Source organism: Salmonirosea aquatica, from assembly GCF_009296315.1.
Lineage (GTDB): Bacteria > Bacteroidota > Bacteroidia > Cytophagales > Spirosomataceae > Salmonirosea > Salmonirosea aquatica.
Map to the genome: position 1 here is coordinate 425,150 of NZ_WHLY01000002.1, position 12,152 is coordinate 437,301.

At 50.4% G+C, this 12,152-nt stretch carries 10 protein-coding genes; all 10 read left to right on the forward strand.

Going from position 1 to position 12,152, the window contains the following annotated elements; translation table 11 throughout:
- The first annotated feature begins 1 nt into the window (after nt 1).
- The 10 genes from GBK04_RS02700 (at nt 2) to can (ending at nt 12,140) form a co-directional block, all read left to right on the forward strand.
- Nucleotides 2-1,372 (forward strand): sensor histidine kinase, encoded by a 1,371-nt coding sequence (locus GBK04_RS02700; RefSeq protein ID WP_152756620.1) that lies wholly within the window; start codon nt 2-4, stop codon nt 1,370-1,372.
- Nucleotides 1,373-1,452: 80 nt separating this feature from the next.
- Entirely contained in the window at nt 1,453-2,394 is a 942-nt protein-coding gene (locus tag GBK04_RS02705) for a TolC family protein (protein ID WP_373330665.1), read from the forward strand.
- On the forward strand, nt 2,370-2,696 hold the full coding sequence (locus GBK04_RS30270) for a hypothetical protein (RefSeq protein WP_373331435.1): 327 nt from the start codon (nt 2,370-2,372) through the stop codon (nt 2,694-2,696). Before GBK04_RS02705 ends, GBK04_RS30270 begins: the two co-directional genes overlap by 25 nt.
- Before the next feature lie 134 nt (nt 2,697-2,830).
- Nucleotides 2,831-3,907, forward strand: a complete 1,077-nt coding sequence (locus tag GBK04_RS02710) for an efflux RND transporter periplasmic adaptor subunit (RefSeq protein ID WP_152756622.1) — start codon at nt 2,831-2,833, stop codon at nt 3,905-3,907.
- A gap of 169 nt (nt 3,908-4,076) precedes the next feature.
- Nucleotides 4,077-7,178, forward strand: a complete 3,102-nt coding sequence (locus GBK04_RS02715) for an efflux RND transporter permease subunit (protein ID WP_152756624.1) — start codon at nt 4,077-4,079, stop codon at nt 7,176-7,178.
- Between the two features lie 86 nt (nt 7,179-7,264).
- Complete coding sequence (locus GBK04_RS02720) at nt 7,265-7,681, forward strand: hypothetical protein (protein WP_152756626.1); 417 nt, start codon at nt 7,265-7,267, stop codon at nt 7,679-7,681.
- A 308-nt stretch (nt 7,682-7,989) separates the two neighbouring features.
- The gene (locus GBK04_RS02725) at nt 7,990-9,480 is read left to right on the forward strand and encodes an HsdM family class I SAM-dependent methyltransferase (RefSeq protein ID WP_152756628.1); all 1,491 of its coding nucleotides are present in this window, start codon (nt 7,990-7,992) and stop codon (nt 9,478-9,480) included.
- Nucleotides 9,481-9,580: 100 nt separating this feature from the next.
- Entirely contained in the window at nt 9,581-10,705 is a 1,125-nt protein-coding gene (hisB, locus tag GBK04_RS02730; RefSeq protein WP_152756630.1) for a bifunctional histidinol-phosphatase/imidazoleglycerol-phosphate dehydratase HisB, read from the forward strand.
- A 260-nt stretch (nt 10,706-10,965) separates the two neighbouring features.
- Entirely contained in the window at nt 10,966-11,271 is a 306-nt protein-coding gene (locus GBK04_RS02735) for a hypothetical protein (RefSeq protein WP_152756632.1), read from the forward strand.
- Nucleotides 11,272-11,492: 221 nt separating this feature from the next.
- Nucleotides 11,493-12,140: a carbonate dehydratase gene (can, locus tag GBK04_RS02740; protein WP_152756635.1), complete on the forward strand. Its 648-nt coding sequence runs from the start codon at nt 11,493-11,495 to the stop codon at nt 12,138-12,140.
- Nucleotides 12,141-12,152 lie beyond the last annotated feature (12 nt).

Genomic DNA, 12,152 nt, shown 5'->3' on the forward strand with positions numbered 1-12,152 from the left:
TATGACCCTTAAACGACGCCTTTCGATCTACATCAGTGCCGCCTTCTCGATCCTGTTCGGGATCGGGATTACGATCGTGTACCTGTCGTTTGCGTCGTTTCGGAAGGAAGAGTTCAGCGATCGGCTGGAAGAGAAGGCCCTTACGACGGTGGAACTGCTGCTCAATGTGAAGGAGATAGACAAACAGATGCTGAAAGTCATCGACCAGAATAGCATCAATAAGCTCTACAACGAAAAGACCCTGGTCTTCGACGAAAATTACAAACTCATTTACAGTAGTATCGACGATGCTTCGATCGAATGGAACCAGCAGGAACTGGTCAATCTCAAACAAACGAAAAGGGAATTCAAAATTGCGGGAGACAAAGAGTTGCTGAGTATATTTTATGATTTCAGGGATGCCGACTACTACGTACTGATCGCGGCCGAAGACTTGTACGGAAACAGCAAACTACAGTACCTGTTCTATTCGTTGCTGGTCATGTTTGTGGTAGGTACCTCGCTGGTGTGGACTTCGACCTATTTCATTATCCGGCACCTGACCCGGCCGCTGGATGTGTTTCAGGAAAAAATCATGGATATTTCGGCCAATGCGCTCAATACCCAGTTGCCCGTCAACCCAAACCAGAACGACGAAATCACCCTGCTCACCCGTACCTTCAACCAGATGCTGGCGCGCATCGAAAAATCCTTCGCCGCCCAGCGTGAGTTTACGGCCAATGCCTCCCACGAGCTGCGTACGCCCATCAGCCGGATCACGTTTCAACTGGACAATTTATTACAATCACCCGATCACTCCCCCGCTACCCGACAGTACCTCACCCGTATCTCGGATAATGTCAGCCAGTTGACCGAACTCATCAATTCCCTATTGTTACTGGCTAAGAACAGTGGGTCAGACACGGAAGCCCAGTTTAAAACCGAACGGGTGGACGAAATTCTTTTTCTGGCCTATGAGCAGGTACGTCGGACTTATCCTGATTTCAAGATGAATTTTGAAATCGTCGAAAGCGAAGACATCGCCAACGGCCTGGAAATCAAAGCAGCCAAATCAGTCCTGGAAATTGCCCTGGCCAACCTGTTGCGGAACGCCTACCAATATTCGTTCGACCACACCGCCACGGTACTTCTGGCCCAGTCAAACCCCGATTCGCTTACCCTGTCTATTTCCAGCGAGGGTACCCCCCTGACCGAAAGCGAGCAAAACAATCTTTTCCAACCCTTCGCGCGGGGCGCCAACGCCCGACAGACCCATGGCTCCGGCCTGGGCCTTCGGATTGTGAAGCGTATCCTCGACCACCACGGAGCCAGCATCAGGTACTTTGCCGATTCGGCGACGACCCACCGGTTCGAGCTTGTTTTTACGATTTAAGTTTTTTTTAAGGGTACCTTAAAGGCCATTTTAAGAACCCTGCCGCACATTTGCGTCGAACATAAAGTTTCGTCGCGCCCATGAAGTGCCTGCCCGTCCTATTTTGCCTTTTCGCTTTACTCCCCATACACACACACGCCCAGATCACCCTCCAACAGAGCGAGGATGCTTTCCGACAGAACAACCTGCTTCTGCTGGCCGAGCAATACAATATCAATGCCGCCCAGGCGGCGGTAATCCAGGCCCGGATCTGGGAGCTACCCTACCTGTCGGTCGAACTGAATGCCCTGAATCCCCAGCAACAACGCGCGTTCGATGTGGGCGGCAGGGGGCAGAAAACCCTGGCCATCCAGCAGTTGATTTACATGGGGGGCAAAAAGAAAAACGAAATCGAGTTTGCCAAAGCGAACGTAGGGTTGGCCGAGCTGCAGTTTGAACAGCTTGTCCGGACGCTGCGGTTTCAGCTCCGGCAGCAATATTACAGCCTGTATTTCGACCTCCGGAAAATAGAAAGTATTACTTCCCAAGCGGCCCGGGTAGATACCCTGGCGCAGGCCTATACGGTGCAGGTACAGAAAGGGAACATTCCCCTGAAAGATCTGGTCAGGCTGCAGTCGCTGGCCCTGAACCTGGGCAACGAACTCACCTCCCTACAGCAGAATGCCATTCAGGAGCAGCGCGACCTAAGCCTGCTGACGGGCCTCGGCACGCCCATCATCCCGTTGGTCACTGAGGCTGAATTGCAAACCCGCTACGATGCCAATACGGTACCCGGCGTGGATGAATTGCTGGAAATGGCCAAAGAAAACAATCCTGACTACCGCAGTTTCCTGAAAATCATGGAAAGCAATGAGCTGTACCTGAAATGGCAGCGCTCATTGGCTACTCCCGATCTCACCGCCGGAGCCTCATACGACCAGCGGGGTGGGGCGTTCAACAACCAGGTGAACCTGACGCTGGGGTACCCCTCCCCTTTTGGAACCGCAACCGGGGCAACATCAAGGTCGCCGAATGGCAGGTAGGGCAGTCGCGGCTTCAGAAAGACTACAAAATAATGGAACTCCGTATGCAAATCGAGAGCGCGTTGCGCGCCTGGGAGCAGCAGCAGGTGCAATACCGGCAACTGGCCACCAGCACCCAGAATTTCGATATCGTTTACAATTCCATCATCCAGAATTTCCGGCGGGGCAATATTCCCATCCTCGAATTCACCGATTTCATGGAAAGCTACAACCAGAGTATCCTGCAAATGAACGAACTGCGCAAGCAACTCATCCTGTCGGAAGAAGCGGTCAACCAGCTGGTGAATACCACAGTGTTTTGATTTTTTAGGAGCAAAGGCACAAAGAAAAGAGACAGAGGCACAAAGCGACAAAGTACCAAAGTAAAGGTCTGGGATCCTGTCAGAGATTGCTAGTCTACCCCATTCATCACTCATCATTCCTCATTCAGCATTTTATGAAAAAGTACCCCTTCTTATCCCTTCTCCTGCTCGCGGCCTGTAGCCACGAACAACCGCCCAAAGCGGAAATGAACGAAACCTTCGTGCTGAGTGATAAAATGCTGTCGACCTCACGGGTAGAGGAAGCCAAAATGGAGCCGTTACGCAATGAACTGGGCTTTTATGGCAAAATAACCGCCGACAACAACAAACTCATCGAGGTGTACCCGGTCGTGGGAGGTAACGTAACCAAGGTGTATGTGGAATTGGGCGACTACGTAAAAAAAGGGCAGCTATTGGCTACCATCCGCAGTACCGACGTGGCAGGCTTTGAGAAAGACCTTGACGACGCCCAGAACGATGTAGCCGTGGCCAAGAACGGCCTCAAGGTAGCCGAAGAACTGTACGAAGGCAAGCTCAACGCCGAGCGGGATGTAGTGGAGGCGCGGGGCCAGCTGGACAAGGCGTTGTCGCAACTGAACCGCATCCAGGAAACCTACAAAATATACAGCATCAAGAAAGGAGCGATTTATGAGGTACGCTCGCCCCTGAACGGCTTCATCATTCAAAAGAACATCAACCAGGACATGCTTTTGCGCAGTGACCGCAGTGATAATATTTTCGACATCGCGCAGATTGACGAAGTGTGGGCCATCGCCAATGTCAACGAGAGCGATATTGAGCAGGTAAAGTTGGGAGTGGATGCCGATGTGACTACCCTAAGCTACCCTGACAAAATTTTCAAAGGCAAGGTGGACAAAATTTTCAACATCATCGATCCGGAAACCAAAGCCATGAAAATCCGCATCCGGCTCGACAACGCCGATTATTTGCTCAAACCCGAAATGCGGGCTACCATCAAACTCTCTTTCCTGGAAGATCAGACTATGCTGACGGTACCTTCCTCAGCGGTGATTTTTGACAAGAGCAAAAATTTCGTAATGGTCTTCAAAGACCGCAACAACATCGAAACCCGGCCCGTGGGGGTATTCCGGCAGATCGGTGATGTCACCTACCTTACGGCCGGCCTCAAAGCTGGCGAAAAGGTAATGACGGCCAATCAGTTACTGGTGTACGACGCACTGAATGATTAAGTTTTGAAGTTGGATTCGGGATTTTAGACCCCGGATATTCCAGATGGCTAAAACAATAATCGCCTATCGTCTCCTGATCAAGCATTAGGCGGTCAGCATCTGTTATCCGGCAATCAAAATCCAGTAGTCAACATCCATTATCTAGAATCCAGCCTCTCGTAACCAAACTATGAACAAATTCATCAAAGGCATCATTGCCTTTTCGCTTAAAAATAAAGCATTCACTTTCTTCTGGGTGGGCGTACTCGTCATTTCGGGTTTTGTGGCCTTTCGTAACATGCCCATCGAGGCTTTTCCCGACGTTACCAACACCCAGATCATCATCGTAACCGAGTGGAATGGTCGCTCGGCCGAGGAAATCGAGCGATTCGTTACTACCCCTATCGAAATTGCCATGAACTCGGTACAGAAAAAGACGAGCGTGCGTAGTATTACCATGTTCGGTCTGTCGGTCATCAAGATTATCTTCGACGATGACGTGGAGGACTTCTTCGCCCGGCAACAGGTCAACAACCAGCTCCGCAACGTGTCCCTGCCCGATGATGTAGAACCCGACGTACAGCCGCCCTACGGCCCCACGGGGGAAATTTTCCGTTACGTGCTAAAAAGTCCCGGCCGGAACACGCGCGATCTGCTCACGATCCAAACCTGGACCATCGACCGGCAGCTGCGGGCCATACCCGGTGTGGCCGACATCGTGGCTTTCGGCGGCCAGGAAAAAACCTACGAAGTGAGCGTGGACCCCAATCGTCTGTCCAAGTACGATATTACTCCTTTACAGGTGTACGAGGCCGTCAATCAGAGCAATATCAACGTAGGGGGTGATATCATCGAGAAAAACAGCCAGGCGTATGTCGTGCGCGGGGTCGGGCTGCTGAATTCCACGCAGGATATCGAAAACATCATCATCGATGATGCGGGCGGCAATCCCATTCTGGTCAAAAACGTGGCCGATGTGCGCGAGAGCTCCATGCCCCGGGTAGGTCAGGTAGGTCTGAACGACAACGACGACGTCGTGGAGGGTATCGTCGTGATGCGCAAGGGCGAAAATCCCAATGAGGTACTGGCCCGGGTAAAAGACAAAATCACCGAACTCAACGAGCGGGTACTGCCATCGGACGTCAAGATGGAAACCTTCTACGACCGCGACAATCTGATGAATTTCACGACCCATACGGTGATGCACAATGTCATCGAGGGCATCGTGCTGGTGACGGTCATTGTGTTCCTCTTCATGGCCGACTGGCGTACCACGGTCACCGTGTCCATCATCATTCCGTTGGCACTGCTATTTGCTTTTCTATGTCTAAAGGCCAAAGGCATGAGCGCCAACCTGCTCTCACTGGGGGCCGTAGATTTCGGAATCATCATCGACGGGGCCGTGGTGATGGTGGAGGGGATTTTCGTGGCACTCGACCATATGGCGCATCGAATGGGTATGGAGAAATTTAACAAACTGGCCATTGGTAGCGTCATAAAAAAAACGGGTACGGAGTTGGGAAAGGCCATTTTTTTCTCCAAACTCATCATCATTACCGCCTTGCTCCCGATTTTTGCCTTTCAGAAAGTAGAAGGCAAAATGTTCTCGCCCCTGGCCTACACGCTGGGCTTTGCGTTGCTGGGAGCTTTACTTTTCACTCTCACGCTGGTGCCCGTACTCTGCCATATTTTTCTAAATAAGAACGTCCGCGAAAAGCACAATCCCTTCGTCAATTTCTGGAACCGCATCGTCGAGAAAGGGTTCCTCTGGACGTTTGCGCACAAAAAGCTGACGCTACTGGCGTCTATGGCACTTATTGTGGTCACTTTTTTCTCGGCCACTCTTCTGGGTAGCGAATTCCTCCCGCAACTCAACGAAGGCGCCCTGTGGGTGGAAGCCAAAATGCCCATGAGCTATAGCCTGCCCGAAACCATCCGCATGACCACCGTGCTGCGGAAAGAACTCGGTGAGTTCCCCGAAGTGAACGGGGTACTTTCGCAGGCCGGACGCAGCAACGACGGTACCGATCCGAGCGGCTTTTACTACGTGCAAATGCAGGTAAATCTTAAACCTAAGGACGACTGGACCCGGAAAATTTCCATGGACGACCTGGTACGGGAAATGGATGATTCGCTGACGAAGTACCAGGGGATTGGCTACAATTATTCCCAGCCTATCATCGACAATGTGGCCGAAAGTGTAGCGGGCATCAACGCCTCCAATGCCGTGAAGATTTACGGCGACGACCTGGAAAAACTTGACGAGCTATCCAATCAGGTCATCAAACAAATCGAAAACGTACAGGGTATCAAGGATGTGGGAATTCTGCGCAACGTGGGTCAACCCGAAGTAAGTGTCATCCTCGACCGCGAGCGTATGGCCGCCTATGGCATCAAAGTCGCCGATGCCCAGGCCGTACTGGAGATGGCATTCGGGGGAAAAACCGCCACCCAGAAATACGAAGGCGAAAAGAAATTCGATATCCGGGTACGGTACGCCCAGGAGTACCGCAAGGATGAAACCGACATGGCCGCCCTAAAGGTACCTACCATCCATGGCACCAAGATTCCGCTCAAGGAAATTGCCACGATTCGCAAAATCACCGGGCCCGCCTTTATTTACCGTGACAACACCAAACGCTTCATCGGGGTAAAATTTTCGGTCCGCGACCGCGACCTGGGCAGTACCATCGCCGAAGCCCAGACCAACGTAAAAAACCACATCAAGCTACCTCCGGGCTACAGCATAGGCTGGACGGGCGAATTCGAAAATCAGGTGCGGGCCACGGCACGGTTGGCGCAGGTGGTACCCATCAGTCTGATCGGCATTTTTGTTATCCTGTTCGTGATGTTTGGCAATATCAAGGATTCCCTGATCGTGCTGGCCAATGTACCCTTCGCCATCGTCGGCGGCATCATCGCGCTCCACCTGACGGGCATCAACTTCGGCATCTCGGCGGGGGTAGGGTTCATTGCCCTGCTCGGAATTTGTATTCAAAACGGCGTGATTCTGATCTCCGAATTCCACAACAACCTCCGTCAGAGGCTTAGCCTCAACGAGTCCATTCTCGAAGGCGTGAAAGTGCGGACCCGACCTGTCGTGATGACGGCCCTCATGGCTTCTATTGGCCTTATGCCTGCTGCCATTTCCACGGGTATCGGTTCCGAGTCACAGAAACCGCTGGCGGTGATTATCATTGGCGGACTAATTACAGCAACCATTCTGACCCTACTCGTATTTCCGATTATCTTCTGGATTTTTCACCGGAAAAAGCATCTGGCGATTGTATAATCGTAAGTTTTTATTTTGATATTCCGTAACCACTGGATACCTTAGCGCTTAATATTCTCACCTCAACTAATCTAATCAGTAATACTATGAAAACGTTGTTTCTGCTGACTGGGCTTTGCTGTATGGCTTTCCTTTCGAAGGGTCAGACCCATTATTCCACCGATTCGACCGAGATTTTTACAAAAACAGAAAATTTGTACGTGAAAGGCCAGTTTGATGCAGAACGGTACTATTCTAAATACAAGGCAGCCGGGACGGCTACCTTGCTTACCAGTCTCGTATCGCCTATTATTGGTTTACTCCCGGCTATTCCCACATCGGCCACTTCGCCAAAAATTGAAAATCTAGGATATCCAGATCCAAATTTGATCAAACAACAAGATTATTATCTTGGCTACACCCAAAAGGCCAAGAAGATCAAGCAAAGGAAAGTATGGACAAATTGGGGCATTGGCTTAGGAGCCAACATAATTGCTGTGTTAATTATCAGCGCTTCCAGATAGATACCTGATTTCCTCTCTTTGTATCGAATTACAGCCAAGGCAAGTCATTGCCTTGGCTTTTGTGGCTTTTTCCCCAATCAATACCTTCTCTACCAAGCATCCTTTCTTACTTACCATACCTAGCCTACCCGGCCTGGTCGACAAAACCATCGAAATGGGCTATTTATCAACTTATACCCTGCTCAAAGCGTAGAAAAAGTCTTGCTGGGACAAACAAAAGCCCAGAAGCGGCTATATTGCCCGAAAATCGGCTTTTCATCGCAAAGTTACCCCGGCGCGTGGGCCCCAATGTTAGCAAAATACCCTGAATGGCTTCCCTTTCCCGCACCTACGATACCCGCAAACTACTCGGGCAGGTCTATACCCCGCCGCACATCGTGGACAAAATCCTGGATGAAGTCGGCTTTACGTCAACCGATTTCTTGGGCAAATCCGTGCTAGATCCCGCTTGCGGCGACGGGCGTTTTCTGCGGGAAGTGATCCGGCGGATCATTCGTTATTCGCCCAAAGGTACCCTGGCAGAAAACTTACAAAAAGTCCAGGGGTGGGATATTGACGCTGAGGCGCTCGCTTTGTGCCGGGCGACATTGAATCAAGAAATCGAGCCGTTGGGGCTGAAAATTGCATGGGAGTTGCAGGAGCGTGACGCCCTCCACCAACTCAACGCTACGCAGCGTTTCGATTTCATTGTGGGGAATCCGCCCTACATCCGCATCCAGCATTTGCCCGAAACCCAACGGCAGTACCTTCAGGACAACTATCGATTTTGTAGCTCCGGCTCCACCGATACCTACGTAGCTTTTTTCGAATTGGCCAATCGGCTGTTGAAAAAAACGGGCGTCTGCGGATTCATTACGCCCAATTCCTATTTTTTTTCGGAAACCGCCCGCCCGCTACGCTGCTATTTTCAGCAAGAGCAAAACCTGCGACTCATCACTAATTTTGGTTCAGTGCGCGTTTTCGAGAAAACAGGTACCTACGCCGCCATTACGGTATTTGGCAAAAACCATCAGGAAAATTTCCGCTACGAATTAAGTGACGCAAATTTCGGGTACACCAGTCGCCTTATTTCTTTCCAGGAACTCAATGGGTACGATTTGTGGCAGCTTTCTGTGAAAAAGCCCACTCCGGACAAAGGTACCAGGCTGGCCGATATTTGCCGGATTTCGGTGGGCATCACCACACTGAGCGACAAGATTTATCTGTTTACGATTCAGGATGACAACAGCGGAAATCATGTTTGGGGTACTTCGGGATTGGGGCAAAAAGTAAAACTGGAACGGACGATTTTGAAACCCATCGTAAAAGCATCCCGGCTGAAAGCGGGTCACGAACCCATTACGGAATACGTCCTTTTTCCCTACCGAAAAAATGAAGCCGGAAAACATTCCATCATTCCCGAAGCGGTACTCCGAATGGAATATCCTTTTGCCTACGCTTATCTGCAAGCGCAAAAACCAGCGCTTGACCGTCGCGACAACGGCAAGCCCAATGCAGTGGCCTGGTACGCGTTCGGGCGGGCGCAAAGTTTGGATTCTTCCTTCGGGAAGAAAATTATTTTTTCTCCCATGAACCGGTTACCTAATTTCATACTCCACGAAAATCCCGAGGCTACCCTGTACTCGGGTTATTTTATCAAGTACGAGGGTGATTATCACAAGCTCCTACCCCTGCTGAACTCTCAGGACATGGCCGAGTATATGGCCGTTGCGGGGCGGGATTTTCGAGGGGGCTGGAAAGGGTACAGTAAGAAAATTGTGGAGAATTTTCGGTTGGATATCGCCGCGTTGAAGGATTGAAAGCTCGGAAAACAAAATTTTGTCGCGCACAGGTACCGCCCCAGCCAGAATCTTTACCACCTTTGTGATTGTATTATAAGCACTGGAATACCCTGACTACATGAGAAAAGTACTGTTCATCGACCGCGACGGCACGATCATCGTGGAGCCCATAAGCGACCAACAGGTCGATTCGCTGGAAAAATTGGAATTCCTGCCCAAAGCCATTTCCAACCTGCGGCGCATTGCCGAAGAAACTGACTACGAACTGGTGATGGTGACCAATCAGGATGGGCTGGGTACCGATTCGTTTCCCGAAGGTACCTTCTGGCCCGCTCACAATAAAATGATGCAAACGCTGGCGGGTGAAAATATTCATTTTGAAGCAGTACTCATTGACCGTACTTTCCCTCACGAGCAGGCTCCTACCCGCAAGCCCGGAACCGGCCTGCTGACGGAATATATGAAAGGTACCTATGACCTGGCCAATAGCTACGTGATCGGTGACCGCCTCACCGATGTGCAACTGGCGGTCAATCTCGGAGCCAAAGCGTTGCTCATCGCGCCGAAACGTCCCGCTGAGGGAATTTCAGAAGAAATGAATTCAGCGATTGCCCTGGTTACCGACGACTGGGATACGATTTTCGAAAAACTAAAACTACCCGCCCGTACGGCGATCGTACAGCGCAACACCAAAGAAACCGAAATCAGTGTTCGGCTGAACCTGGATGGTACCGGTCAGTCGGCCATGCAGACGGGCCTGGGTTTTTTCGACCACATGCTCGACCAACTCGCCCGGCACTCGGGCGCCGACCTGGCCATTACGGTAAAAGGCGACCTGCACATCGACGAACACCATACCATCGAGGATACCGCTCTGGCCTTGGGCGAAGCCTACCGACAGGCGCTGGGTGACAAGCGCGGCATCAGCCGTTATGGCTTCCTGCTGCCGATGGATGAAGCCCTGGCTCAGGTTGCTATTGATTTTTCGGGAAGGCCCTGGTTGGTGTGGGAAGCCGAGTTCCGGCGGGAGAAAATCGGCGAGATGCCCACCGAAATGTTCTACCATTTTTTCAAGTCCTTTTCCGACGCCTCGCTCTGTAACCTGAATATCAAAGTAGAAGGTCAGAACGAGCACCACAAGATCGAAGCTATTTTCAAGGCCTTCGCAAAAGCCATCAAAATGGCGGTGCAGCGCGATATCAAGTCCCTGGATGTCTTGCCCTCTACCAAGGGAGTATTATAAATTTTTGAGAAAGATTGCTCTGCTCGTGTTTCCGTTTGTATTTTTGCACAAAACAAAATCATCCCACAAAAGTACTCGCCTTATGTTCATGAATATCGTTGCCCTCGTGTTCTATACCCTACTTTTAGGTTCTGCTTTTATAGTAGGTCGATGGCTGGAAAGACACGAAAAAGGCTACAAACGCCCAAACTACCGGGATTAACGGGAACAATTTGGGGTTTCTGTTCGTTGTGTTGTCTGGAAAAAATACCTGAATTACCATGAAACACGTACTATATGCCTTCCTGATAAGCATATGCGTCATGAGCAGCATTGCGAATGGCAAAAAGTACGTTTTTGAGGGTGATTCTGTGGTGGCCGAGAACTGCGAAGCACCCGATTCCGACGAAAGCGACACCACGCTGGATTTCTCCCTTTTTACTTCGGAAGCTGGCCATACGGCCACTTTTTTACTTTCTGACATTTGCCTGATCAATCCGTTCAGGTACCTATCCAAGTCATTTTCTCCAATCGATTTGGATTATTTCTCCCCCCCACCCAATTCTTTTTGCCCCGTTTTATCCTAAGGGAAAGCGTTCTTCTTACCCTGGTTATCTGCTGTGACCGGATCGCCTGATCCTATCATTTCCATTGCCTTAGGGCATGCATCTTACAGCGGATTTTTAGGCTAATTACTTCGTATTTTTTTTTTAACTTTCCAGGATTCGTTTCGCAGGTGAAATGAGGTAGATCTTTGATTTCCAATTCTTATTACTATTTATTTTATAAACTAAATCAGCTACATAAAATGCCTCAGTCGTATCATCAATTGTTCGATAATAACGTAAAATGGGTAGATCAGATGAACCAGGAAGATCCTGACTTTTTCCATCGGTTAGCCAATGGACAGAGTCCGAATTTTCTATGGATAGGATGTGCCGACAGCCGGGTGCCTGCCAATCAAATCACCGGCACCGCCCCCGGCGATGTTTTCGTTCACCGAAACATCGCCAATATGGTCATCCACACGGACATGAGTATGCTGAGTGTGCTGGATTATTCTGTCAATGTATTGGGAGTGAAGCATATTATCGTGTGTGGGCATTATGGATGTGGGGGAGTCAACGCCGCGATGGGAAACAAATCGGTCGGCCTGATCGATAACTGGCTGCGCCACATCAAGGATGTGTATCGTCTGCATCGGGAAGAGCTAGATGCTATCGAGGACATGACCGCACGGAGTAATCGCTTTGTGGAATTGAATGTGATCGAACAGTCCCTCGACCTGTGCAAGACTTCCATCGTTCAAAACGCCTGGAAGCAGGGGCAATTTCTGGAAATACATGGCATCGTGTACGATGTGGCCAATGGTCTGCTCAAAGACCTCAATGTGCCGACGAGCAGCACCAAAGATATGGAGCAAGTGTATATTCTGGACCCTAAGGGAGCCGCCTGACATCCCTATTTT

Coding starts and splice junctions, on each gene's coding strand:
- GBK04_RS02700 (WP_152756620.1), top strand. CDS start 2: ATGACCCTTAAACGACGCCTTTCGATCTACATCAGTGCCGCCTTCTCG.
- GBK04_RS02705 (WP_373330665.1), top strand. CDS start 1,453: ATGAAGTGCCTGCCCGTCCTATTTTGCCTTTTCGCTTTACTCCCCATA.
- GBK04_RS02710 (WP_152756622.1), top strand. CDS start 2,831: ATGAAAAAGTACCCCTTCTTATCCCTTCTCCTGCTCGCGGCCTGTAGC.
- GBK04_RS02715 (WP_152756624.1), top strand. CDS start 4,077: ATGAACAAATTCATCAAAGGCATCATTGCCTTTTCGCTTAAAAATAAA.
- GBK04_RS02720 (WP_152756626.1), top strand. CDS start 7,265: ATGAAAACGTTGTTTCTGCTGACTGGGCTTTGCTGTATGGCTTTCCTT.
- GBK04_RS02725 (WP_152756628.1), top strand. CDS start 7,990: ATGGCTTCCCTTTCCCGCACCTACGATACCCGCAAACTACTCGGGCAG.
- hisB (WP_152756630.1), top strand. CDS start 9,581: ATGAGAAAAGTACTGTTCATCGACCGCGACGGCACGATCATCGTGGAG.
- GBK04_RS02735 (WP_152756632.1), top strand. CDS start 10,966: ATGAAACACGTACTATATGCCTTCCTGATAAGCATATGCGTCATGAGC.
- can (WP_152756635.1), top strand. CDS start 11,493: ATGCCTCAGTCGTATCATCAATTGTTCGATAATAACGTAAAATGGGTA.